The following is a 24,600-nucleotide window of genomic DNA, read 5'->3' on the forward strand; positions in this document are numbered from 1 at the left end:
CATCAACTCGCACGGCTCAGCGCGGGCGGTGTGCCCGCGGGGAAGAACTAGGACTGGGCGAAGAACGACGCCTCGATGTCGGACTCTACCTCAGCACGATCCCCGCTCACCGCGATGTGCGCCGGCGACAGGAGGAACACCTTGTTCGTGACGCGCTCGATCTTGCCGTAGAGGCCCTGCGAGAGGCCGCTGGCGAAGTCGACGAGCCGACGCGCGTCGCTCTCGCTCATCTGCGAGAGGTTGATGATGACGGGGATGCCGTCGCGGAAGCTCGCCGCGATCGACTGGGCGTCCTTGTACTCGCGGGGGTGGACCGTCAGAATTTCGTTCATCTCAGAAGACACTGCCATCTCGGCCGGAGCCGAATTCTTGGTCGAGGGGCGACGCAGGGGCGTCACAGGAGCGCGGATAGGCGCGGGGGCCGGGACCGCCTGGACGGGCGACGCCGACTGGTGCCGCTGCGAGCCGTGGTGAGGGGCTGCGGCCTGGGGCTGCGCGACGGGGGCCGCCGGCGCCGAGTGCTGGGGAGCGGTCGGCTGCGGAGCGGTGGGCTGGGGGGCCTCCGACTCGGCACGCTCGTGCTGGTCGTCGTACTCGAGCTCCTCGTCGGCGAGGCCTAGGTAGATCAAGCTCTTCTTCAGCGGGTTCGCCATGGTGTCCTCCGTCTAGCAGCCCGTACGAACAAATCGTCTGCGGCCCAGATTAACGAGCGTCGGGCCGGTTTCCGGTGATTGCCGTCCCGATTCGCAGGTGTGTCGCGCCCTCGGCGATCGCGTCGGCGAAGTCGTGCGACATCCCCGCCGAGATCGCGGTGGCGTCGGGGGCGAGCGCGGTGACGGTCTCGGCGAGCTCTCGCAGGCGGGCGAAGGCGCGGCGCGGCTCCTCGTCGAGCGGAGCCACCGCCATCACCCCGCGCAGGGCGAGGCCGGGCGAGGAAAGGATCCGCTCGGTGAGGTGCTGCAGCTCCTGCGCCCTGACCCCGCCTCGGCCCGGGTCGTCGGTGAGGTTGACCTGCACGAAGCCGTCGAGCACGAGTCCGTCGTCGACCGCGAGGGCGTCGACGACCGAGTCGCGGTCGAGCGAGTGGACGCTCGTGGCGTAGGAGCGCACCTGACGCGCCTTCTTGGACTGCAGCTGGCCGATGAAGTGCCAGCGCAGCCCCTCGAGGTCGCTCGTCTCGGCGGCCTTCGCCTGTGCCTCCTGGTGACGGTTCTCGCCCAGGTCGCGCAGGCCGAGTGCGTGCAGGTCGCGCACGAGCTGCGCCGGGTGGAACTTCGTCACGACGATGGTCGTGAGGGTCGCAGGATCGCGGGACGCCGCACGGGCCGCGTCGGCGATGCGCCCGAAGACGTCGTCGACCCGGCCCGCGAGGGTGTCGCCGGGGGCCACGGGATCAGCGGCCACGAAGGGTCACTTCAGGAAGTCGGGGACGTCGAGGTCGTCGTCGCCGTCGTCGAACACCGGGTCGGGGCTCGGCGCCTGGTTCTCGTCGGGGCGCTGGTAGGACGGCACGGCGCCGGAGTCGGCGATCGCGCTCACGCCGCCGACCGTCGTGGTGGCCGGGCCTTCGCTCTCGACGAAGCTCTGGCGGCGCCCCTCCGACTTGGTCGACGGCTCACCGCCGTCGAAGCCCGCGGCGATGACGGTGACGCGCACCTCGTCGCCGAGGGTGTCGTCGATGACCGCGCCGAAGATGATGTTGGCCTCGGGATGCACGGCCTCCTGAACGAGGCGGGCCGCGTCGTTGATCTCGAAGATGCCGAGGTTCGAGCCGCCCTGGATCGAGAGGAGCACGCCGTGGGCGCCGTCGATGGACGCCTCGAGGAGGGGCGACGCGACGGCCAGCTCGGCGGCCTTGATGGCGCGGTCGGCGCCGCGGGAGGAGCCGATGCCCATGAGAGCGGATCCGGCCCCCTGCATCACGCTCTTGACGTCGGCGAAGTCGAGGTTGATGAGGCCCGGGGTCGTGATGAGGTCGGTGATGCCCTGGACACCGGCGAGGAGCACCTGGTCGGCGGTCTGGAAGGCCTCGACCATCGAGATGCCGCGCTCGGAGATCTCGAGGAGGCGGTCGTTCGGCACCACGATGAGGGTGTCGACCTCTTCCTTCAGCGACGCGACGCCGGCCTCGGCCTGCGCCTGACGGCGTCGACCCTCGAAGCCGAACGGCTTGGTCACGACGCCGATGGTGAGGGCGCCGATCGACTTCGCGATCCTGGCCACCACGGGAGCGCCGCCGGTGCCGGTGCCGCCGCCCTCGCCCGCCGTGACGAAGACCATGTCGGCCCCGGCCAGAGCCTCCTCGATCTCCTCGGCGTGGTCCTCCGCCGCGCGACGGCCGACCTCGGGGTCGGCGCCGGCGCCGAGGCCGCGGGTGAGCTCGCGGCCGACGTCGAGCTTGACGTCGGCGTCGCTGAGCAGCAGCGCCTGGGCGTCGGTGTTGATCGCGATGAACTCGACTCCGCGGAGTCCGAGCTCGATCATGCGGTTGACGGCGTTGACGCCGCCGCCGCCGACGCCGACGACCTTGATCACAGCAAGGTAATTGTGGTTCGTGGTCACGTCCGGCCTCCGCGTGAGATTGCTTGAAAATCTGAGAACACACCGCGGCGCAAAACCCTAAAGTTCAAGTTGAGACTTAGTGTTATGCCGAGTATGCATGTCGTGCAGTCACAAGGTATGTGCCAGCGTGACCCGCCCCGGACCGACTTGCCCGCGTGTCGCGAAACCGTGCGGGGATTCGCATCGTTCCCGTCGACTACTTGGTGCGGATGATGCCGTTGTCGGGCGCCGACACGTCGTACTCGACCGGCTGACTCGGGTTCGTGGCCTTGTGGCTCTTGATCAGGCCCGTGAGCAGCGCAGCCTTCTGCGTGGACGAGTCGGCGCTCCCCCACACGACCTGCTCGCCCGTCTTGAGGTTGAGGGTCACGTCGTCCGCCGTCGACGCGGTGACCTTCGTGACCGACGCGCGCAGCGTGGCGGGAAGCGAGAGCAGCACCTCGGCGGCGGCGCGGTAGACGCTGCCCGAGATCGTCGCGCCCTTGATGTCGACGACCGGGTAGCCGGCGGGCTGCTTCGGCGACGTCTGGATCACGATGCCGGCCGGGTCGACCAGCTCGTAGCCCGACGAGATCTTCACCGAGGCGATCGGCTGCCGCTCGGTGATCTTGATGACGAGGGTGTGCGGCGGTTCGGTCTCGGTGACGTACGACTCGATCAGCGGGAAGTCCGAGAGGTCGCTCTTCACCTGCGTGAAGTCGACCATCGCGAGGGGCTTGCCGATCTGATCGTGAAGCGAGTCGAGCACGGCGGCCTTCGAGACGCGGCTCGTGCCCTCGACCTTGATCGTCTGCAGCGACAGCAGCGGCGAGAAGACGCTGATCGTCACGGAGCCGACCAGCACCACCACGACGACGCCGGCGGCGATCCAGCCGGCCCTCCGGTGGCGACTGCGCCGGGTGAACCGTCGCACCTCGCTCCGCTCGACGGCTCGGCGGGCGCTGGCGGCGCGGCGGGCCAGGCGACGGGCCGCGCTCGCACGCGTGCGGGCCTCCGAGGCTCCGGTGTCGACGGGATCGATGCGCGCAGGATCGGCGACGGCCTCGTCGACCGGGGTCTTCTCCGCGCCGCCCCGCTCCTTCGTGGCCGTCCCCGACGCCGCACGCGCCACGGCGGCCTTCGCGGCCCCCAGGGACGGGCGGACGCCGCGGGTCGTCGGCGACTTCTCGCTCGTCGACTCGTCGACGGGCGCCTCAGCCGTCTCGTCGACCACGGGCTCCTCGGCCCGGGGACGCGGCGGCGGGACCCTGTCGAACCCCTCTGGTCGCTTCACGCGCCCGCCTAGTCGCCCGCCGGGGCGGGCTCGGTCTCGGCCTGCGGGGTGCGTTCGAGGCTGCCGAGCAGCTGCGGCACGATGCGGTACACGTCGCCGCAGCCGAGCGTGATGACGAAGTCGCCGTCGCGGGCGATCTCGGCGACGCGGTCGGCGGCCTGCTGCCAGTCGGGCACGTAGTCGACCCTCGACGGGTCGTCGAAGCGCTCAGAGACCAGCGCGCCGGTGACGCCGGGCACGGGGTCCTCGCGGGCGCCGTAAACGTCGAGCACGACGGTGTGATCGGCGAGCGTCTCGTACGCGGCGGCGAACTCCCCCGCCATCATCTGCGTGCGGCTGTAGAGGTGCGGCTGGTGGACGGCGATGAGCCGGCCGTCGCCGACGACGGTGCGGGCCGCCTGGAGCGCGGCCTGGACCTCGGTCGGGTGGTGCGCGTAGTCGTCGTAGACGCTGACGCCGCGGACCGTGCCGTGCAGCTCGAAGCGGCGCTGCGTCCCGCCGAAGACCTCGAGGCCCGAGATCGCCTCCTCGGGGGTGAGGCCGAGCCCGGTGAGCACCGCGTAGGCGCCCGCGGCGTTGAGGGCGTTGTGCGTGCCGGGCACGGCGAGCTGCACTCGCCGGTCGACGCCGGCGTGCGACAGGGTGAAGGCGACGGGGCCGGACGTGGTGACCTCCGACACGCGGACAGTCGCATCCTGGGCCAGACCGAAGGTGACCACCCGCGAGGCGTCGAGCGACGCGGTGACCGCGACGGCGCCGGGGTCGTCGCTGGAGATCACGACGAACTCGCGAGCGCGGGAGGCGAAGGTGACGAAGGCCTCGTCGAACGCCTCGCGCGAGCCGTAGTGGTCGAGGTGGTCGGCGTCGACGTTCGTGATCAGGGCGATCGAGGTGTCGTAGAGGAGGAAGGAGCCGTCGGACTCGTCGGCCTCGATGACGAACAGGTCGTCACCGCCGCCCTTGGCGCTCACGCCGAGCGACTGGATGACGCCGCCGTTGACGAAGTTGGGGTCGCGGTCGGCCTCGAGGAGGGCGGTGATGATCATGCCGGTCGAGGTGGTCTTGCCGTGCGCGCCGGCGACCGAGACGAGGCGGTGCGAGCCGATCAGCCAGGCGAGGGCCTGCGACCGGTGCAGCACCGGCAGGCCCATCTCGAGGGCGAGCTGGTACTCGGGGTTGTCCTGCCAGAGGGCGCCCGTCACGACCAGGGTGTCGGCGTCGCCGACGTTCGCGGCGTCGTGGCCGATCGTGATCGTGGCGCCGAGTCCGCGCAGGGCGTCGATGTTCGACGACTCGCGGACGTCCGAGCCCGTGACCGTGTAGCCGCTGGCGAGGAAGACGCGGGCGATGCCGCTCATGCCGGATCCGCCGATGCCGACGAAGTGGAGCTTGCCGAGGTTCTCGGGCAGGGCCTTGGTGAGGTCGGGCTTGATCATGACTTCTTCTGACTGACGGAACCGGTGACTGAGGTGCTGGGACGCGACGGGGCCGAGACCTGCGCCGGAGTCGCCTCCAGCACAAGGTCGACCATGCGATCAGCTCCGTCGCGGATCCCGACCGACGCCGAGCGCGCGGCCATGTCGGCGGTGAGGGCGCGGTCGAGCAGGATCGGCACGAGCTTCGACCGCACCCACGCCGGCGTGAACTGCTCGTCGGCGACCAGCTGCGCGCCTCCTGCGGCCACGACGTCCGCGGCGTTGAACCGCTGCTCGCCGTTGCCCACGGGGTACGGCACGAGCACGGCGGGCAGGCCGAGCGCGGTCAGCTCGCTGACGGTGGCTGCTCCGGCGCGCGAGACGACGAAGTCGGCGGCCGACAGGGCGAGGTCCATGCGGTCGCAGTACTTCAGCAGGTGGTAGTCGGCGAGCGGCGTCGAGGTGATGTCGCTCTTCTCGCCGGTGATGTGCAGGATCTGCCAGCCTGCGCCGAGGATCGCCTCCGCGGCGCGCGACACGGTCTCGTTCAGCCGTCGCGCCCCGAGCGACCCGCCGGTGACGAGCACCGTGGGCTTCGCTGGGTCGAGGCCGAAGAACTGCTGCGCCTCCGACTGCGTCGTACGCCGGTCGAGGGTCTCGATCTCGTCGCGGAGCGGCATCCCCACCTGGCGCGCGTGCCGCAGTCGGGTCGAGGCGAACACGACGCCGACGTGACGGGTGGCCCAGGAGCCGAGGACGTTGGCGATCCCGGGCTTGGCGTTCGCCTCGTGCACGACGATCGGCACCTTGGCGCGCCAGGCCGCGAGATAGGCGGGTGCGGCGGCGTACCCGCCGAAGCCCACGACGACGTCGACCCCGTGCTCGGCGAGGAGCCTGCGGACACCGGCCACGGCGCCGACGATGCGCTTCGGGAAGCGGAGGGCGGCCGCGTTGGGACGCCGCGGGAAGGGCAGTCGCGGCACGGTCAGCAGCTCGTAGCCGCGGGCCGGGACGAGCCGGGCTTCGAGCCCCTCCGCCGTGCCGAGCACGAGGATGGTCGCGCCGGGGTCGCGGCGCCGCAGGCGATCGGCCGTGGCGAGGAGCGGATTCACATGGCCGGCGGTGCCGCCGCCGGCGAGGAGGTACGTCGTCACCGGAGAGACCCTACCGTCTCGCGCGGCGCCATCGCTGGGCGCTCGTCGGCGTCGTGACGACGCACGAACGAGAGCACCACGCCGATGGCGAGCAGGCCGAAGATCATCGACGAACCGCCCGCGGAGATCAGCGGAAGGGGCACGCCGAGCACGGGGAGGAGACCGAGCACCACGGCGATGTTCACGAGGGCCTGGCCGATGATCCAGGTGGTGATGGCGGCCGTCGTGATGCGGACGAACGCGTCGTCGGAGCGCCGGATGATCTTGAAGAACGACACCGCCAGCACAATGAACAGGCCGAGCACGACGCACGCGCCGATCAGTCCGAGCTCTTCGCCGATGATGGCGAAGATGAAGTCGTTGTCGGCCTCCGGCAGCCACGACCACTTCGCCTTCGAGTTGCCGAGGCCGACGCCGAAGACGCCGCCCGAGGCGAGTGCCCAGAGACCGTGGGTGGTCTGCCAGCAGGTCGACTGGTAGGCGGCCGCGCTCGAGCAGCCGTCGAGCCAGGCCGAGATGCGCGTCGTGCGCGAGTTGCCGCCGAGAGTGAGGATCGGGATCGCGACGCACAGCGCCAGAGCCGGGAGGATGAAGAACTTGAGCGGCACGCCCGCGAGGAAGACGGCGACGGCCACCTCCATGAGGATGATCAGCGTGGTGCCGAGGTCGCCGCCCTTCATGATCAGCAGGACCGCGAGGATCACGACCGGCACGAGGGGCACGACGACCTGTTTCCAGTCGGCCAGGTGCTGCTGCTTCTTCACCAGGATCGACGCGATCCAGATGGCGAGGGCGAGCTTGAGGAACTCCGACGGCTGGGCCGAGAACGATCCGATCCGGATCCAGTTCCGGTTGCCGTTGACGTCGATGCCGAGCGGCGTGAAGACCAGCAGCTGCAGGAACATCGCCAGGGCGAGCAGGTGCCAGGAGTACCGCATCCACGCCCGGCGAGAGACGCGGGTCGCGATGAGCATGAGCGGGATCCCGACCGCGGCGAAGATCAGCTGGCGCAGGAAGGCGCCGAAGAAGTCGTGGGTCTGCACGAACTGCTCGACGCTCGACGACGACAGCACCATGACCACGCCGAAGACGACGAGGAAGAGCGCGGTGCCGAGGATCACGAAGAAGGTCGAGGTCTCCGCGGCGAAGATCCTCTTGACCCTGACGACGGCGGCGCCGTTGGGGCTGAAGGCCGAGTCAGCGGTCGTCGCTCCCGGACGCTTCGGGAGGTTGGACGTCTGAGTCGTGGCCATCGGCGTCACCTCCCAGGTGGTCGTGCACGGCTCGTGCGAACGCGTCGCCGCGGGCGCCGTAGCTGTCGAACTGATCGAACGATGCCGCTGCCGGCGCGAGCAGGACGGTGTCTCCCGGCTCGGCGACCGACGCCGCGAGCTGCACGGCGCGCGTCATCACAGAGTCAGTCTCGGTGGCCTCGACCTCGAACACGGGGATGCCGGGGGCGTGTCGCTGGAAGGCCTCCCTGAGAGTCTGCCGGTCGGCCCCGATCAGCACCGCCGCCTTCACGTGCGCGGTGTCGTCGCGCACCAGCGGCGACACGTCGACGCCCTTGAAGAGCCCGCCGACGATCCAGACGGCCGAGGCCGCGGCGCGCAGGGAGGCTCGGGCCGCGTGCGGGTTCGTCGCCTTCGAGTCGTCGATCCAGGTGATGCCGCCGGCCGTCGCGACGACCTCCGAGCGGTGGTGGTCGGCGCGGAAGGCGTGGGCGGCGAGGTCGACCGCCGACGGGTCGACGTCGATCGCCCGGACGAGGGCCGCGGCGGCCAGCACATCGGCCACGAGGTGGTCGGCGCCCAGGCCGGAGGACGTCAGCGTGTCGACGGTCGTGAGCTCGAGAGCGCGAGTGTGCCGCTCGGCGAGGAACGCCCGGTCGACGAGCACGCCCTCGACGACGCCGAAGTCGGAGATCGGCGGGATGTCGAGGCCGAAGCCCACCGCGCGGCAGCCCTCCTCGACGTCGGCGTCCTCCACCATGTGCCGGGTCGCCTCGTCGGCGCGGTTGTACACGCAGGCCACGCGGGTGTTCGCGTAGACGCGCGCCTTCGCCGCCCGGTACGCCTCGAACGAGCCGTGCCACTCCAGGTGGTCGTCCTCGATGTTGAGGCAGACGCTGGCCGCAGGATGCAGGGCCCCCTCGCCCTCGATCGGCAGGTAGTGCAGCTGGTGGCTCGAGAGCTCGACCGCGAGCACGTCGAACCCCTCCGGTTCGCGGACCGCGTCGAGCACCGGCAGGCCGATGTTGCCGCACGCCGCGACCGAGCGCCCCGAGGCGGCGACCATGGCGGCGACGAGCTGCGTCGTCGTGGTCTTGCCGTTGGTGCCGGTGATGAGGAGCCACTCGGCCGGCGGCGACACCTTGTCGCGCACGCGCCAGGCGAGCTCGACGTCGCCCCAGACGGCCGCGCCGGACTGCGTCGCCCAGCGGACGATCGGGTGGTGCGGGGCCAGCCCGGGACTGACGATGACGACCTCGGGGGCGAAGTCCGTGAGCTCCTGCGCCGGGGTGTCGAGGCTCGAGGCCACGAAGCGGGCGCCGATGACGCCCAGGAGGTCGACGCGGTCGCGGGCCTCGTCGGTGGTCGCCTCGGGCGCGGCGACGAGCACCTCGGCGCCGAGCTCGACGAGCGTGTCGGCCGCCGAGAAGCCCGAGACGCCGAGGCCGAGCACCGCGACGCGCAGGCCCTTCCAGTCGGCGTGCCAGCTGGTGAGGGTCGTGAGGTCTCTCACGCGCGGCTGATCCAGTCGAGGTAGAAGACGCCGAGGCCCACGGCGACGAACAGGCCGCCGATGATCCAGAAGCGGACCACGACCGTGACCTCGGCCCAGCCCTTGAGCTCGAAGTGGTGGTGCAGCGGGCTCATGAGGAAGATCCGCTTGCCGTGCGTCAGCTTGAAGTAGATCCGCTGCACGATCACCGAGCCGGTGACGATGAGGAACAGGCCGCCGATGAGCACCAGGAGCAGCTCGGTGCGGCTGAGGATCGCCAGCGCGGCGAGGGCGCCGCCGAGGCCGAGAGAGCCGGTGTCGCCGAGGAAGATCTGCGCGGGAGAGGTGTTCCACCAGAGGAACCCGATGAGGCCGCCCGAGATGCACGCGGCGACGACCGCGAGGTCGAGCGGACTGGTGGTCGTGTAGCAGGCCGACTTCACCGCCCGCAGGCTGAAGCACGACTGGTTGTACTGCCAGAAGCCGATGAAGATGAAGGCGCCGAGAGCCAGGATCGACGCGCCGGTCGCGAGACCGTCGAGCCCGTCGGCGACGTTGACGCCGTTCGACGCCGACACCGTGATGAGCGTCACCCAGATGGCGAAGAGGATTCCGCCGATGAGCGGGCCGAAGAAGAACAGGTTCAGCCACGGGATGTCGCGGACGCCCGAGATGAAGTGCGACGCGGCGGTCTGCCCGTGCGGGCCGGCCACCCAGATCGCGAGCACGGCGAAGACCACGGCCACGATGACCTGGCCGAGGATCTTGGCCCAGCCGGTGAGCCCGAGGCTGCGCTGGCGGCGCACCTTCGTGAAGTCGTCCAGGAACCCGACGAAGCCGAGCCCCACCATCATGAGCAGGACCAGGAGTCCGCTCATGGTGAGGGCGTCCCCGCCCGCGAGGTGGCCGAGGAAGTACCCCAGCACCGTGCCCAGGATCACGACGGTGCCGCCCATGGTGGCGGTTCCGCGCTTCGTGTGGTGCGACTGCGGGCCGTCGGACCGGATGAACTGCCCCCAGCCGAGCTGGTGGAAGAGCCGGATGAAGATCGGCGTGAGCAGCAGGGTGAACCAGAGCGACACGCCGCCGCCGATGAGGAGGGCGATCACGCGGTCACCCCCGCGAGCCGGTCGCCGAGGTGGCGGAGACCGGCCGACTTCGACGACTTCACGAGCACGACGTCGCCGCTTCGGAGTTCGCTCTGCAGCAGCGCGTACGCGGAGTCGATGTCGGGAACGAGCACGGACTCACCATCCCATGAACCCTCGAGTCCGGCCGCCATGTGGACGTGGCGCGCCGCGTCGCCGACCACGATCAGCTTGCCGATGTTGAGGCGGACGACGAGGCGCCCGATGCGGTCGTGCTCCTCCTGCGCGTACTCCCCCAGCTCGGCCATCTCGCCGATCACCGCGACAGAGCGCTGATCGGGCCGGACGATCTGGGCGAGGGTCTTGAGCGCCGCGGCCACCGAGTCGGGGCTGGCGTTGTAGGCGTCGTTGATGACGGTGATGCCGGGGCCGCCGTCGAGGACCTCCATGCGCCAGCGCTCGGCGCGGGTCACGCCTTCGAGCACGGTGGCGGCGCGGTCGACGTCGAGGCCCCACTCGCCGGCGACCGTCAGGGCGGCCAGGGCGTTCATGACGTGGTGCTCCCCCAGGATCCGGAGGTTCACCCGGCGAGTCCTACCCGGCGCATGCAGGGTGAACGCGGTGCCCGTCGCCGTCACGTCGACGTCGCTCGCCCGATACGCGGCGCCCTCGCCGAGGCCGAAGCCGACGACGCGGGCCCTCGTGAGCTCGGCCATGCTCGCGACGCGGAAGTCGTCGACGTTGAGGACGGCGGTGGCGGTCTCGGGGAGGTCGGTGACCATCTCCGACTTCGCCTTCTTCGTCTCCTCGATGCCGCCGAACTCGCCGGCGTGGGCGAGTCCGACCTTCAGCACGACGCCGGTGTCGGGGCGGGCGATGCTCACGAGGCGGGCGATCTCGCGGGATCCTGACGCCCCCATCTCGACCACGAGATACCTCGTGCCCTCGTCGATGCGGAGCATGGAGATCGGTGCGCCCACGTGGTTGTTGAACGAGCCCTCGGGCGCGACCGTCGGGGCGACGTCGGCGAGGATCGCGCGGAGCATGTTCTTCGTCGAGGTCTTGCCGTTCGAGCCGGTGATGCCGACGACCTGCAGGCGGAGCGCCTCGTCGGTCGCGGAGGCGCGGACGCGCGCGACGACCTCGCGGGCCAGAGCGGCCAGAGCGGTGACTCCGTCGTCGACGACCACCACCGGCACGGAGGCGTCCACCTCGCCCTGCGACACGACGAGCGCGGCGCCGTTCTCGACGGCGCTGGTGACGAACAGGCGGCCGTCGGTGACCTCGCCGGGCAGGGCGAAGAAGATCGATCCGGTCGTCACGAGGCGCGAGTCGGTCTCGACGGTGCCGCTCACGGTCGCAGGAGCCTCGACACCCGACGGCAGGACGAGGCGGCCGCCCGAGATCTCGACGATCTCGGCGGGCGTCAGCGCGATCACTCGGCCCACCCGGCCTCGCGCAGCGCGGCGCGGGCCTCCTCGCGGGCGGAGTACGGGGTGCGGACGCCGCGGATGTCGCGGTAGTCCTGGTGACCGGGGCCGGCCCACAGGATCGAATCGCCCTCGCCGGCCAGCTCGACCGCCTTGCGGATCGCAGCCTCGGGCGGACTCACCTCGTAGAGCTCGTGGTCGGGGTACGCCTCGCGGGCGGAGTCGACGAGCGTCTTCCGGATCGAGTCGGGGTCTTCGAAGCGCGGGTGGTGGTCGGTGATCACCAGGATGTCGGAGCCCGCCGCCGCCACGCGCGCCATCTCGGGGCGCTTCGTCGTGTCGCGGTCGCCGTCGGCGCCGAACAGCATGATGACCTTGCCCGGCGTGAAGCGCCGGACGGCCTTCAGAGTGTTGAGGAACGCGTCGGGACTGTGGCCGAAGTCGACGAAGACGCTCGGGCCGCGGTCGCCCGAGACGCGCTCGGTGCGTCCCGGGAGGTAGGCGACGATGCCGCCGTCCTCGTCGAGGGCCTGGCCGATCGCCTCCAGCTCGAAGCCGGCCTCGACCATCATCACGATGGCCAGCGCGGCGTCGGCGGCCATGTGCCAGCCGATCATCGGCACGCGCGTGACGAGCGAGCGACCCTCGGGACCGGAGAGCCGGAACTCGGTGTAGGCGGCGCGCTCGTCGAGCACCTCGACGGTCCACTCGACGTCGTTCGCGTCGGCTGCGGCCGAGCCGTCGACTGGCGGCGTCATCGCGATGGTCGTCAGCGGGATCCGCGCGGACTCGACGACGCGCTGCCCGTACGGCGAGTCCAGCGAGATCACGGCGCGCTTGGCCCGGTCGGGCTGGAAGAGCGGCAGCTTCGCCTGGAAGTACGCCTCCATGTCGGCGTAGTCGTCGAGGTGGTCGTGGCTGAGGTTCGTGAAGCCGGCGACGTCGAAGACGAGGCCGTCGACGCGGTTGCGGCTGAGGGCCTGAGCGCTCACCTCGACCGCCACGGCGCGCACCTCGGACTCGCGCATCCGGGCCAGCAGGGCGTGCATCTCGCTCGCCTCGGGCGTCGTGAGGCGCGAGACGACCGTGAGATCGCCGATGTGACGCTCGGCCGTCGACGAGAGCCCGGTGACCAGACCCATCTGCTTGAGGATCCCCTCCAGCAGGTACGACGTCGAGGTCTTCCCGTTGGTCCCCGTGACGGCGAAGAGGAGGGGCATGTGCTCGGTGGTGCGGTACACCCAGGCAGAGACGTCGCCCAGGGCGGCGCGGGGCGAGTCGACCAGGATCACGGGAAGCCCCGACTCCTGAGCGATCTCGGCCCCCTTCGCGTCGGTCAGCAGGGCGACGGCGCCGCCCTCCTTCGCCTGCGCGGCGAACTCGGCGCCGTGGCGGTGGGCGCCGGGCATGCCGACGTAGAGGTCGCCCGGGTGCAGGTCGCCGGTCGACAGGGTGACGCCGGTGATCTCGATGCCGTCGAGCGAGCCGATGTGCTCGAGTCCGAATTCGCTGGCCAGCTGGCCGAGCGACCTCGCCGAGGGATGTTCCGGTCGCAGGACCGGGGGGATCCGGGCACTCAAAGGTTCCTCATTTCTTGCCGGTGCGGTGCGGGTCGGCACCGAGCCGTGATCAGGCAGTCTTGTCTACCAGGTATCGGGGAGGTTCGCCGCCGGCACCGTGGAGGGCTTGACCCGGTAGGTCTCCAGGACCTGGGACATTATCTCGCGGAAGGCGGGCGCGGCCGCGAACGAGGTCTTCAGCGTAGTCGGCTTCGTGAAGGTGATCAGGACGACGTACTGGGGGTCCTCCGACGGGGCGATTCCCGCGACGGAGATGATGTAGTCGTCGCCGTACCCACCGCCCGGGCGGTCGGCGATCTGCGCCGTTCCGGTCTTGGCGGAGACGTTGTAGCCCGAGATCGGCACCATGCCCTGGAGCGTGCCCTCGGGGATCGTGTTCTCGAGCATCTGGACGACGTCGGTCGCCGCCTTGTCGGACACGACGCGGGTGGCCTTGCCGGTCGGCGTGTCGATCACCGTGCCGTCGGCGAGCCGGCAGCCCTTCACCAGCTTCAGCGGCTCGCGGACTCCGCCGTTGGCGAGCGTCTGGAAGATGCTGGCGACCTGGACGGCCGTGGCCGACACGCCCTGGCCGAACATGGAGTTGTAGTTCGTCTGCTTGTCCCAGGTGTTCGGGTTGCCGAGCGAACCCGAGCCCTCGAGCGGGAAGTTCACCTCGGACTTCTTGCCGAGCCCGAACTTCAGCATGTACGCGTAGCGCTCCTGGGCGCTCATCTTCTCGCCCATGTACGAGATGCCGACGTTCGACGAGTCGGCCAGGATCCCGGCGAGGGTCAGGTGCTCGACCGGGTGCGACTCGGCGTCGCCGATGAAGCCGCCCCACGAGAAGTCACGCCGATCGGCGACGATCGCCTGGCTGGCGGGGCTCGCGAGGCCGGAGTCGATGAGGGACGCGGCCGTCATAGCCTTGAACACCGAGCCCGGCTCGTAGTTGCTCTGGAACGACGCGGCCGTGTTCGAGGCACCGGGGTTATTCGGATCCGTGCTCGACGAGTCGGCATCGGCCAGGATCGAGCCGTCCGCGACCTTGATCACGGTCACGGTGCCGGACGAGGCGCCGATCGCCTTGACCTGTTCGTCGAGATCCTGCTGCATCTGGTACTGGAGGTCGGCGTCGATCGTCGTCATCAGCGTGCCGCCGTCGTGGGCCTTCTTCGTCGTCGTCGTGGAGCCGGGGAGCTTCACTCCGTCGAGGCCGCGCTCGTACGTCTGCGACCCGTTCGTGCCGGCGAGGCACTTGTCGTACGCGAGCTCGAGGCCGGTCTGGGCGCCCGAGCCGTTCACGAAGCCGATGAGGTTTCCGGCGACGGAGCCGTTGGGGTAGGTCCTCGCGGTCTGGCGAACCGGGTAGAGCCAGGAGATGCCGAGCGACTCGATCTTCTGGTAGCCCGCGACATCGACGCCGGCGATGAGGTTGGCGTAGAGGCTGGTCTTCGAGGCGGTCAGCTTCTTGAGGATCGCCGCCGTATTGCCGCCGGTCGCTTCGGCGATCTGCTGCGACGCCTGCTCGATCGTGTAGTGGGTGGTCTTGCCCTTGACCGTGGTCGAATAGCCGCCTTGCGCGAACTTCGGAGCGGCCGTGATGTCGTAGCGCAGCACCGTGTCGGCGAGCACCTTGCCGTTCGTGTCGACGATCGTTCCGCGGTCGCCGTAGATCGGCGATGTGATCGAGCGCTTGCCGACGGCGTCGGCGTTGAGCGTGGCGGCCTGGACGACCTGGATGTCGATGAGTCGCACCACGAACAGGGCGACGAGCACCAGGATCGCGGCCGCGACGATCGACACGCGGCGTCGCCTCGATCGCGCCGTCATGGCGGTCCCGGCGTTCGCCGCACCGCGGTTGGTCGCGCTTGGTCTCACGGGAGGTTCCTCACCGCGGGGCGACCGGTCGTCGACCCGCTTCCGGCCGGCGGAGGTGCGTCATCGAGTCTGCGGAGCCACCAGCTGATTCGACGACGACGCTACAGAAGAGGAGGACGTTTTCGAGGTTGCCGCGCCCGTCGACGACGACTGCGCCGACGAGTCCTTGGTCTTGTCCTTCTTCGTGACCACGGGGATGCCCTTCAGGAGGCTGTTCGCGACCAGGTTCCCGCTGGTCGCGGCGTCCTTGGACGCGGCCGTCGGGGTGCCGTAGACCGTCTCGGTGTTCAGGTCGAGGTACACCGGGTTCTGGTTGCGGACCATGCCGAGGGCCGTCGCGTTGTTCGCGATGTTCTGCGGCGAGGAGAGGACGTTGAGCTTCTCGCTGTACTTCTGCTGGCTCCGGCTGAGCACGGTCTGTTCGTCCTGCAGCGCCGAGATCCGGTAGGCGCCGTTGCTCAGCGCGATGCTGATGCCGAGCTGGGTGAGCAGCAGCACGAAGAGCGCCGCCGTGGCGATGAGGGCGTAGACGATGCGGGGTCGAGCACTCCGCTGAGCGCGGCTCGTGACGATCTCGATCGGACTCCGGCGACGCGGCTGCTCGTCGAGGAGGTCGACCTCGTCGAAGTCGACGTCGGCGGCCGCGGTGGCAAGGGCGTGGTTGGTGCTCATGCTGCTCTCCGGATTCGCTCGGCCGCCCGCAGGCGGACCGGTGTGGCGCGGGGGTTGAGGGCCTTCTCGTCGTCGGACGCCAGTTCGGCGCCACGGACGAGGAGACGGAACTCGGGACGATGCTCGGGCAGTTCGACGGGGAGGCCGGCCGGAGCGGTCGACGTGGAGCGGCGGGCAAGCTCCCGCTTGACCAGGCGGTCCTCCAGCGACTGGTAGGCGAGGACCACGATCCGGCCGCCGACGGCGATGCGGTCGAGCGCGTCCGGAAGCGCCGTCTCGAGCGATGCGAGCTCGGCGTTCACCTCGATCCGGAGCGCCTGGAACACGCGCTTGGCCGGGTGACCCGATCGCGACAGGGCGGCGGGCGTCGCGTCGCTGAGGATGTCGACGAGCTGGGCACTGCGGATGATCGGCGCGGCCTCGCGCTGCTGCACTATGGCCCGGGCGTAGCGGGCCGCGAGTTTCTCCTCGCCGTACTGCGTGAAGATGCGCCGGAGCTCGCTCTCCGAATAGGTGGCGACGACCTGCTCGGCCGTGATGCCGCGCGTGGTGTCCATCCGCATGTCGAGCGGGGCGTCCTTCGAGTACGAGAAGCCGCGGTCGACCTGGTCGAGCTGCAGCGACGAGACGCCGAGGTCGAACAGGATGCCGTCGATCTCGTCGATGCCGAGGGAGTCCAGCGCGGCGGCGACCCCGGCGTACTCGGTGTGGACCAGGTGGACCCTCGGTGCGAACGGCTCGAGTCGGGCTCCTGCGATGCGGAGCGCGTCGGTGTCGCGGTCGAGGCCCACGAGGGTGAGCTCGGGGAACCGGGTGAGCATCGCCTCGGAGTGCCCGCCCATGCCGAGGGTCGCGTCGACGACCACCGCGCCGGGCTTCTCGAGGGCCGGGGCGAGGAGGTCGAGCGTGCGCTCGAGGAGGACGGGGACGTGGAGGTCGGCGCCGCGAGGCGTCTCGTCGGCCGAGCCGGATCCGGTGGTGTCGTCTGCCATGGCGTTCGGGCTTCGACTCGTCGGCCCTGATCCCCATCCATCCCACCTGGCACCGGGGAAGGTGTGCCAGGGGCGGACGGCTGGGAGTCAGGGCCGACGAATCAGAACAGGCCCGGAATCACCTCCTCGGTGATGTCGGCGAACGAGCCCTCCTGCTCGGCGGAGTACGTGGACCATGCCTCGGTGTCCCAGATCTCGACGCGGTTGCCCATGCCGATGACCGTGACGTCGCGGTCGAGGTTCGCGTAGGTGCGCAGGTTGGCCGGGATCGTGACCCGGTTCTGCTTGTCGGGGATCTCGTCGGAGGCGCCCGACATGAACATGCGCAGGTAGTCGCGAGCCTCTTTGCTCGTGATCGGCGCCTTGCGGATCGTCTGGTGCAGCTCTTCGAACTCGCCCCGCGGGAAGACGTAGACGCAGCGCTCCTGCCCGCGCGTCATCACCAGGCCGGGGGCCAGTTCGTCGCGGTACTTCGCAGGAAGGATGATGCGGCCTTTCTCGTCGAGGCGAGGTGCGTAGGTACCGAGGAACACTGCACGTCACCCCCGATCCCGTCCGTTTCCTCCACTTTACTCCACCATGCACCACATTCCCTAGCAGAAGCCCCGAAAGGGGGGCGAATGGCACGAAAAAACCCCGTGATTCCGGGGAATCACGGGGTGGAGGGAAATGGAGGGGTTATGCGCCGCGCGAGGGTGTCGGTGCACGAGAAAAGGGGCCGCCCGGAGGCGACCCCTTTTCGGGAAGAACTGTGGCGATCTAGCGCTCGTCGCCGTGCTGACGGCGATCCCAGCGCTCGTTCATGCGGTCCATCATCGAGCCGCGGTTCGACCGGCCACGACCCTTGGTGGAGGCGTGGGGAGGAACGGGGGCCGGGCCGAGCAGGCCGTGGCGACGACGCGGCGGGGCGATCGCGAAGAGCGCGCCCGCGAGGAGGACGACGAAGCCGGCGACACCGATGAGCGGCTGGCGGAACGCGACACCGGCGACGATCACGCCGACGCCCACGAGAGCAGCGAGGATTCCGAGGATCACCATCGCGTAGCTCGGTCGCCCTCGACGCGAGCCCATGGTGGTGACGAAGTCGGAGTCGTTGTTGTAGAGGCTGCGCTCCATCTCTTCGAGCAGCCGCTGCTCCTGTTCGGAAAGTGGCATTTCTGTTCCCTTCAGGGACGACCGACCGGCGAGGTGAGATTCGCGGTCACTGGCACAAAATTCTACGCTCGCCAGACCTGGTTAGGCTAGGCGGCGTGGCTGAGAGTACGCGGTTAGTAGACGTCGTTCAAGAGCGGATCGACACCTTTCTGGCCGGGCAGAGGCCGCACCTCGCGGCCATCGCCGGCGACCTGGATCCGTTCGCCCGGTTCTCGGCCGACCTGCTGCACGGCGGCAAGCGGTTCCGCGCTCTCTTCTGCTATTGGGGCTGGCAGTCGGTGGCCGGTCTGGCCACCGGGTCCGACCTCCTCGCCGACGAACCCGACCGCGAGCAGCTCGCCAGCGTGGTGACCGCGTCCGCCGGTCTCGAGTTCTTCCACGCGGCCGCGCTGGTCCACGACGACATCATGGACAACTCCGACACCCGGCGCGGACTGCCCGCGGCGCACAAGCGCTTCCAGGAGCTCCACCGCGACGGCTCGTTCGACGGCGACCCGGTCTCGTTCGGCACCTCGGGCGGCCTCCTCTTCGGCGACCTCCTTCTCTCGTGGAGCGACGAGCTGGTCTCCGAGGCCTTCGACTCGCTCGCGAACCGCGACGCCGCGCGGGCTGCACGCGCCGAGTTCAACCGCATGCGCACCGAGGTCACCGTCGGCCAGTACCTCGACATCCTCGAGGAGGGCGCCTGGCGAACCGTCGACGAGGCCGAGCAGCTCACCCGGGCCCAGCGCGTCATCGTCTACAAGTCGGCGAAGTACTCGATCGAGGCCCCCCTCACCATCGGCGCGTCCATGGGCGGTGGGTCGCAGGAGCAGGTGAACGCCCTCCGGCGATTCGGCCTCCCCCTCGGCATCGCCTACCAGCTCCGCGACGACCTCCTCGGCGTCTTCGGCGACCCGTCGGTGACCGGAAAGCCCGCCGGCGACGACCTGCGGGAGGGCAAGCGCACCGTGCTCATCGCCACCGCGCGTGCGTCGTTGCCCTCGACCGCGGTCCGGCTGCTCGACGAGCTGCTCGGCGACCCCGACCTCGACGAGGCGCAGGTGTCGATGCTGCAGGCGACCATCCGCGAGTCGGGTGCGGTCGACGCGATCGAGGAGTCGATCGCGGAGCAGGTCGGCAAGGCGCGCGCGGCGATCGAGGCGGCCCCGCTCACTCCGAGCGCGCGGGCGCAGCTCTCGCAGCTGGCCGAGACCGTGACGCGCCGGAGCGCGTGATCCCTCCTCGCTAAAGGAGGCTCTGCGCCACGCGACGCACCTCGGCCTTCCGGCCTGCGAGCAGCGCCGCGACGGGGCTCGTGCCGAGCGACTCCTCGTCGCTGAGCAGCCAGTCGAGCGACTCGTCGTCGTCGAAGCCGTTGTCGGCGAGGACAGTGAGGGTGCCCTTGAGCTCGTGGAGGGGCTCGCCGCCGACGAGGAAGACGGCCGGCACCTTGCGGACGCCGTCGATGCGGGCGCCGACGAGGATCCGGTCTTCGAGGAGCCTGCGGACGCGGCTCGCGGTGGTGCCGAGCCGCTCGGCGACGTCGGGGAGCGTGAGCCAGTCGACGTCGTCGAACCAGGGACGCGATGAGAGGTCAGTCACCCTCCCACTGTGCCACGTCCCCGCCGCGTCGTCGCGCGGGGGTGGCGCACCCCCGCATTGGGGCCGAAGTCACACCAGTCACACCTGTCTCGTTAATTGACTTGGCTTTACTTGTGTGCCAGCGTGGAATACCGACACGCGGGATCACGGAAGGGCGTGTCGCAGAAGACAGGCCGGGGAACGTTCCATGAATGCATCAGACGAGACACGCGGCACAGGCGGGCCGATCAGCCGGACCGCCGCCTACCGCCTGGGCAGGAGCATGCTCGGCACCGTCCCGATCGTCCTCGCCGGGACCATGGCGGTCACGATGGGCGCCACCGGACAGCTCGCCGCCGACCACGTCCAGCCTCACACGAAGCGCCCCGAGGCCTCCCCCGCTCCCGCGACCACGATCGACCTCAGCGCCATCTACCGCAGCCGGCAGACCGCGACCCTGACCGCCGACAACACCACCGCCGACGTCACGACCGACGCCGTCCTCGAGACGGCCTCGACGGCCCCCACCACCTACACCGTCGTCGCCGGCGACACCGTCGCTTCGATCGCCGGCCGCTACGGACTCTCGACCGCCTCCGTCCTCGCCCTGAACGGCCTGAGCTGGAAGTCGACCATCTACCCCGGCCAGACGCTCCACCTGACCTCCGCGCGCGCGACCGCCGCGGCCGCCGCGTCGGTGACGAAGCCGCACGCCTCGACCACCGGCACCTACACGATCGTCCGGGGCGACACCCTGTCGTCGATCGCGGCGAGGCACGGCGTGTCGACGCAGGCGCTCCTCGACGCGAACGGGCTCGGGTGGTCGAGCATCATCTACCCGGGGCAGAAGCTGAGGATGCCGGGTGCGTCGACCTCGGCTCCTGCGCCCTCGTCGTCGGCCCCGTCGAAGGCGGCCGCGCCCGCGACGACGACCGCGGGCTCGTCGAAGGCGGGCTCGACCAAATACACGATCCGCACGGGTGACACGCTCTCGTCGATCGCCAAGGCGCACGCCACCACCGTCGACCGGCTGCTGGCCGCGAACGGCCTGAGCTGGTCGAGCACGATCTACGCCGGCAAGCAGCTGACGATCCCGGGCGCCGCGACCACGGCGACGGCGTCGGTCGGCGGAACGAGCACCGTGCCGGTCAGCCCGAACACGCTCTCGGCGGCGCAGCGCTCCAACGCGCTCACCATCATCCGCGTCGGCCGCGCGCTCGGCGTCAGCGACTACGGCATCGTCGTCGCGCTCTCGGCCGCCGCGCAGGAGTCCGGGCTCGAGAACCTCTCTTCCGGCGACCGCGACTCGGTCGGCCTGTTCCAGCAGCGTCCCAGCCAGGGCTGGGGCTCGAAGGCGCAGCTGCTCAACACGACCTACGCCGCCGAGCTGTTCTACGGCGGCTCGCGGAACCCGAACGCGGGCGTCACCCGCGGGCTCCTGGACATCCGCGGATGGTCGTCGATGACCGTGACCCAGGCGGCCCAGGCCGTGCAGAACTCGGCCTACCCCACCGCCTACGCCAAGTGGGAGAAGCCCGCGCGCCTCTGGCTCGCGACGCTGTAGCGCCACCACACATCGAGACGTGTTCGGGTCAGGTAACGATCTCGTCAGGCCCGGTGCGTCAAGGACCTCTTCAGGCGACCCCTCCGTAAAATCCCGAGGGTGAGTGTCAACCAGACGGACCCGATGATCGGCAGACTCATCGACGGCCGATACCAGGTGCGCTCACGCATCGCCCGCGGCGGCATGGCGACGGTCTACCTCGCCTCCGACCTCCGGCTCGAGCGGCCCGTCGCAGTGAAGATCATGCACGGCCACCTCGCCGACGACGAGAACTTCAAGGAGCGCTTCATCCAGGAGGCCCGGTCGGCCGCCCGCCTCGCGCACCCGAACGTCGTGAACGTCTTCGACCAGGGGCAGGACGACGAGTCCGCCTACCTGGTCATGGAGTACCTGCCCGGCATCACGCTGCGCGAGCTGCTGCAGGATCACCGGGTGCTCACCCCCGAGCAGGCCACCGACATCCTCGAGGCGGTCCTCGCCGGGCTCGCCGCGGCTCACCGCTCCGGCATCGTCCACCGCGACCTCAAGCCCGAGAACGTCCTGCTCGCCGACGACGGCCGCATCAAGATCGGCGACTTCGGCCTCGCCCGCGCGGCCAGCGCCAACACCGCGACCGGCGCCGCGCTCCTGGGCACCATCGCCTACCTCTCCCCCGAGCTCGTCACCCGCGGCGTCGCCGACACCCGCAGCGACATCTACGCGCTCGGCATCATGCTCTACGAGATGCTCACCGGCGAGCAGCCCTACAAGGGCGACCAGCCGATGCAGATCGCCTACCAGCACGCCAACGACACCGTGCCGATGCCCTCCGCCGTCAACCCGCGCGTGCCGCCCGAGCTCGACGAGCTCGTGCTCTGGGCGACCGCCCGCGACCCCGACCAGCGCCCGCGCGACGCCCGAGCCATGCTCGACCACCTGTTCGAGCTCCAGCGCGGCGGCGCGACCGGCGGCGTGCAGAAGACGATGGTGCTGCCCAGCGCGATGGCTCCGGTGCCCCCGCTGCAGCGCACGACCGGGCCGACGGGGCCGGTGCCGCCGTCGGGCACGGGCGAGACGTTCGGCGGGTCGACGGGCGACACTCAGATCCTGCCCAAGGGTCGGCACCGCACCGGGCCGGTCGTGCCGGCGCTCTCGGAGAACGCCGAGGCGCTCCAGAAGAAGGCCGGCCGTCGACGCCGCCGCGGGGCCGTGTGGCTCGTCATCGTGATCGTCGTGGCGCTCGTCGCCCTCGGCACCGCCCTCTGGTTCAACGTCGGGCCGGGAGCGATGGCCTCGGTGCCGGGCGTCTCACGGTCGAGCGTGAGCCAGGCGACCTCGACGCTCACGGCCGACGGCTTCGCCGTGAGCAAGACGCAGGAGCAGAGGTACAGCACCTCCGTGCCCGCGGGCGAGGTGACCGGCACCCGACCTCGTGCCGGCGCCACCGTGCACAAGGGCGCAACCGTGACGCTGATCGTGTCGCAGGGGCCCAGAATCCTGAGCTTCCCCCAGGTCACCGGCCACCTCGAGGCGACCGCACGCGCCGCCCTGAAGAACTTCACCGTCAAGGCGTCGTCGTACCAGTTCTCGAACCAGGCGAAGAACGTCGTGCTGTCGGTCGCCGGCACGACCTCGGCCGGCGCCGACGAAGACCTGGGCTCGGCGTCGACCTACCGCGAGAAGGGCCCGGTGACGCTCACCGTCTCGCTCGGGCCCGTGCCCGACGTCACCGGCAAGACCGTGTCGGACGCCCAGGCGACGCTGTCGGCGGTCGGCCTCGTCGGCGACCAGACGGCGTCGTCGTACAGCGACACGGTCGCCGCCGGGTCGGTGATCTCGCAGGCTCAGGCGAACCAGGGCACCGTCATCAAGGGCGACCACATCGATCTCACGGTGTCGAAGGGGCCCGCCCCCATCACGCTTCCCGACGAGACCGGCAAGAAGGTGTCGACGGCCGAGGCCGCACTCAAGGCCCTGGGCCTCAAGGTGACCTACGCCGACTGCACCACGGTGCAGTGCTCGACCGCGTCGGCCCTCGGGTTCGACTGGCGGAAGCTCGTCAAGGTGCAGTCGCAGTCACCCGCGGGCAAGTCGACCGTGCACAAGGGCGACACCATCACACTCACGTACGACGGCTCAGCCATCAGCGTCGGCTGATCTCCCTGAGCGCGGTCTACCCGCGCGAAAACGGCCTACCCGCGTGCCCTAAGACACGCGGATAGGCCGTTTCGCCGCGGGTAGTGGTCAGGCGTTCGCGCTCGCCAGCTCTTCGGCCACGAGGAACGCGAGCTCGAGCGACTGCATGTGGTTGAGGCGCGGGTCGCACAGGCTCTCGTAGCGCGTCGCGAGGGTGGCCTCGTCGATGTGCTCGGAGCCGCCGAGGCACTCGGTGACGTCGTCGCCGGTGAGCTCGATGTGGATGCCGCCCGGGTGCGTGCCCGCGGCGCGGTGAGCCTCGAAGAAGCCCTTCACCTCGTCCATGATCTCCTCGAAGCGGCGCGTCTTGTAGCCGGTCGGGGTGGTCATGCCGTTGCCGTGCATCGGGTCGGAGACCCACAGCGGCGTCGCGTCGGCCTTCTTGATCGCCTCGAGCAGCGACGGCAGAGCCTCCCGGATCTTCCCGGCACCCATGCGCGTGATGAAGGTCAGGCGACCGGGCTCGCGCTCGGGGTCGAGCTTGTCGATGAGCCGGAGCATGTCGTCGGGCGTCGTCGTCGGGCCGAGCTTGACGCCGATCGGGTTGCGCACGCGCGACAGGAAGTCGACGTGAGCGCCGTCGAGGTCACGCGTTCGCTCGCCGATCCACTGGAAGTGGCTCGACAGCGTGTACGGGGTGCCCGTGCGCGAGTCGATCCGGGTCATCGGGCGCTCGTAGTCCATGAGCAGTGCCTCGTGGCAGGTGTAGAACTCGGCGCGCTTCATCTCGTCGAAGTCGGCGCCGGCCGCCTCCATGAACTTGACGGCCTTGTCGATCTCCTTGGCGAGGTGCTCGTACATCGAGTTCGCCGGGTTCGCGGCGAAGCCCTTGTTCCACGCGTGCACCTGGCGCAGGTCGGCGAAGCCCCCCTGCGTGAAGGCGCGGATCAGGTTCAGCGTCGACGCCGACGTGTGGTACCCGCGGACCAGGCGCGCAGGATCCGGCTGCCGCGACTCGGGCGTGAAGTCGTACCCGTTGATGATGTCGCCGCGGTACGCGGGCAGCGTCACGCCGTCGCGGGTCTCGACATCGCTCGAGCGGGGCTTGGCGAACTGCCCGGCCATGCGACCCATCTTGATCACGGGCACGCTGGCGCCGTAGGTCAGCACGACGGCCATCTGCAGGATCGTCTTGACCCGGTTGCGGATGTTGTCGGCCGTGGCGTCGGCGAAGGTCTCGGCGCAGTCGCCGCCCTGCAGGAGGAACGCGCGGCCGGCGGCCGCCTCGGCGAGGCGGTCGCGGAGCGTGTCGACCTCGCCCGCGAACACGAGCGGCGGGTACGTGGCGATCTCCGCGGAGGCCGCGGCGACGGCCGACGAGTCGGCCCATTCGGGCTGCTGCTTGATGGGGAGCGTGCGCCAATAGTCCAGTCCGGCGATCACATCGGGATCG

At 70.1% G+C, this 24,600-nt stretch carries 21 protein-coding genes; 3 read left to right on the plus strand and 18 right to left on the minus strand.

Annotated elements, in window-relative coordinates:
• Nucleotides 1-47: 47 nt before the first annotated feature.
• From C8E83_RS06990 to C8E83_RS07065, 16 genes are all read right to left on the minus strand, one after another.
• Nucleotides 48-653: a cell division protein SepF gene (locus tag C8E83_RS06990; RefSeq protein ID WP_121369059.1), complete on the minus strand. Its 606-nt coding sequence runs from the start codon at nt 651-653 to the stop codon at nt 48-50.
• A 49-nt stretch (nt 654-702) separates the two neighbouring features.
• Complete coding sequence (locus C8E83_RS06995) at nt 703-1,404, minus strand: YggS family pyridoxal phosphate-dependent enzyme (protein WP_211331673.1); 702 nt, start codon at nt 1,402-1,404, stop codon at nt 703-705.
• Nucleotides 1,405-1,410: 6 nt separating this feature from the next.
• On the minus strand, nt 1,411-2,562 hold the full coding sequence (ftsZ, locus tag C8E83_RS07000; RefSeq protein WP_121369060.1) for a cell division protein FtsZ: 1,152 nt from the start codon (nt 2,560-2,562) through the stop codon (nt 1,411-1,413).
• Nucleotides 2,563-2,758: 196 nt separating this feature from the next.
• Nucleotides 2,759-3,835 (minus strand): cell division protein FtsQ/DivIB, encoded by a 1,077-nt coding sequence (locus C8E83_RS07005; protein WP_121369061.1) that lies wholly within the window; start codon nt 3,833-3,835, stop codon nt 2,759-2,761.
• Nucleotides 3,836-3,843: 8 nt separating this feature from the next.
• Nucleotides 3,844-5,271 carry a UDP-N-acetylmuramate--L-alanine ligase gene (gene murC, locus C8E83_RS07010; protein ID WP_121369062.1) on the minus strand — a complete coding sequence of 476 codons (1,428 nt, stop codon included), beginning with the start codon at nt 5,269-5,271 and terminating at the stop codon, nt 3,844-3,846.
• Nucleotides 5,268-6,404 (minus strand): UDP-N-acetylglucosamine--N-acetylmuramyl-(pentapeptide) pyrophosphoryl-undecaprenol N-acetylglucosamine transferase, encoded by a 1,137-nt coding sequence (locus C8E83_RS07015; protein WP_121369063.1) that lies wholly within the window; start codon nt 6,402-6,404, stop codon nt 5,268-5,270. The genes murC and C8E83_RS07015 overlap by 4 nt, the downstream gene beginning before the upstream one ends.
• On the minus strand, nt 6,401-7,657 hold the full coding sequence (ftsW, locus tag C8E83_RS07020; protein WP_121369064.1) for a putative lipid II flippase FtsW: 1,257 nt from the start codon (nt 7,655-7,657) through the stop codon (nt 6,401-6,403). The genes C8E83_RS07015 and ftsW overlap by 4 nt, the downstream gene beginning before the upstream one ends.
• Nucleotides 7,602-9,149, minus strand: a complete 1,548-nt coding sequence (gene murD, locus C8E83_RS07025) for a UDP-N-acetylmuramoyl-L-alanine--D-glutamate ligase (RefSeq protein WP_121369065.1) — start codon at nt 9,147-9,149, stop codon at nt 7,602-7,604. Before murD ends, ftsW begins: the two co-directional genes overlap by 56 nt.
• A complete protein-coding gene (gene mraY, locus C8E83_RS07030; RefSeq protein ID WP_121369066.1) occupies nt 9,146-10,237 on the minus strand; it encodes a phospho-N-acetylmuramoyl-pentapeptide-transferase in 1,092 nt (363 codons plus the stop codon). The genes murD and mraY overlap by 4 nt, the downstream gene beginning before the upstream one ends.
• Nucleotides 10,234-11,655, minus strand: coding sequence for a UDP-N-acetylmuramoyl-tripeptide--D-alanyl-D-alanine ligase (locus C8E83_RS07035; RefSeq protein WP_121371786.1), 1,422 nt, complete (start codon nt 11,653-11,655; stop codon nt 10,234-10,236). Before C8E83_RS07035 ends, mraY begins: the two co-directional genes overlap by 4 nt.
• The gene (locus C8E83_RS07040; RefSeq protein WP_121369067.1) at nt 11,652-13,226 is read right to left on the minus strand and encodes a Mur ligase family protein; all 1,575 of its coding nucleotides are present in this window, start codon (nt 13,224-13,226) and stop codon (nt 11,652-11,654) included. Before C8E83_RS07040 ends, C8E83_RS07035 begins: the two co-directional genes overlap by 4 nt.
• Before the next feature lie 63 nt (nt 13,227-13,289).
• Nucleotides 13,290-15,086 carry a peptidoglycan D,D-transpeptidase FtsI family protein gene (locus tag C8E83_RS07045; RefSeq protein ID WP_147430105.1) on the minus strand — a complete coding sequence of 599 codons (1,797 nt, stop codon included), beginning with the start codon at nt 15,084-15,086 and terminating at the stop codon, nt 13,290-13,292.
• A gap of 60 nt (nt 15,087-15,146) precedes the next feature.
• Nucleotides 15,147-15,758 (minus strand): cell division protein FtsL, encoded by a 612-nt coding sequence (gene ftsL, locus C8E83_RS07050; RefSeq protein ID WP_121369069.1) that lies wholly within the window; start codon nt 15,756-15,758, stop codon nt 15,147-15,149.
• Entirely contained in the window at nt 15,755-16,750 is a 996-nt protein-coding gene (rsmH, locus tag C8E83_RS07055) for a 16S rRNA (cytosine(1402)-N(4))-methyltransferase RsmH (RefSeq protein ID WP_121369070.1), read from the minus strand. Before rsmH ends, ftsL begins: the two co-directional genes overlap by 4 nt.
• A gap of 101 nt (nt 16,751-16,851) precedes the next feature.
• On the minus strand, nt 16,852-17,283 hold the full coding sequence (gene mraZ / locus C8E83_RS07060; RefSeq protein ID WP_121369071.1) for a division/cell wall cluster transcriptional repressor MraZ: 432 nt from the start codon (nt 17,281-17,283) through the stop codon (nt 16,852-16,854).
• A 226-nt stretch (nt 17,284-17,509) separates the two neighbouring features.
• Nucleotides 17,510-17,905 (minus strand): DUF3040 domain-containing protein, encoded by a 396-nt coding sequence (locus C8E83_RS07065; protein WP_121369072.1) that lies wholly within the window; start codon nt 17,903-17,905, stop codon nt 17,510-17,512.
• 95 nt (nt 17,906-18,000) lie between these two features.
• Between C8E83_RS07065 and C8E83_RS07070 the strand changes: the two genes are divergently transcribed.
• Entirely contained in the window at nt 18,001-19,122 is a 1,122-nt protein-coding gene (locus C8E83_RS07070) for a polyprenyl synthetase family protein (protein ID WP_121369073.1), read from the plus strand.
• Between the two features lie 10 nt (nt 19,123-19,132).
• Here the strand turns inward: C8E83_RS07070 and C8E83_RS07075 are convergent, their stop codons facing one another.
• Complete coding sequence (locus C8E83_RS07075; protein WP_121369074.1) at nt 19,133-19,489, minus strand: Rv2175c family DNA-binding protein; 357 nt, start codon at nt 19,487-19,489, stop codon at nt 19,133-19,135.
• 187 nt (nt 19,490-19,676) lie between these two features.
• Between C8E83_RS07075 and C8E83_RS07080 the strand changes: the two genes are divergently transcribed.
• Entirely contained in the window at nt 19,677-21,032 is a 1,356-nt protein-coding gene (locus C8E83_RS07080; RefSeq protein ID WP_245981461.1) for a LysM peptidoglycan-binding domain-containing protein, read from the plus strand.
• A gap of 99 nt (nt 21,033-21,131) precedes the next feature.
• Entirely contained in the window at nt 21,132-23,168 is a 2,037-nt protein-coding gene (pknB, locus tag C8E83_RS07085; RefSeq protein ID WP_121369076.1) for a Stk1 family PASTA domain-containing Ser/Thr kinase, read from the plus strand.
• 87 nt (nt 23,169-23,255) lie between these two features.
• Here pknB and C8E83_RS07090 read toward each other — a convergent pair whose 3' ends face one another.
• Nucleotides 23,256-24,590, minus strand: coding sequence for a class II 3-deoxy-7-phosphoheptulonate synthase (locus C8E83_RS07090; protein WP_121371787.1), 1,335 nt, complete (start codon nt 24,588-24,590; stop codon nt 23,256-23,258).
• Nucleotides 24,591-24,600 lie beyond the last annotated feature (10 nt).

Origin of the sequence: Frondihabitans australicus (assembly GCF_003634555.1) — a bacterium.
GTDB classification, from domain to species: domain Bacteria; phylum Actinomycetota; class Actinomycetes; order Actinomycetales; family Microbacteriaceae; genus Frondihabitans; species Frondihabitans australicus.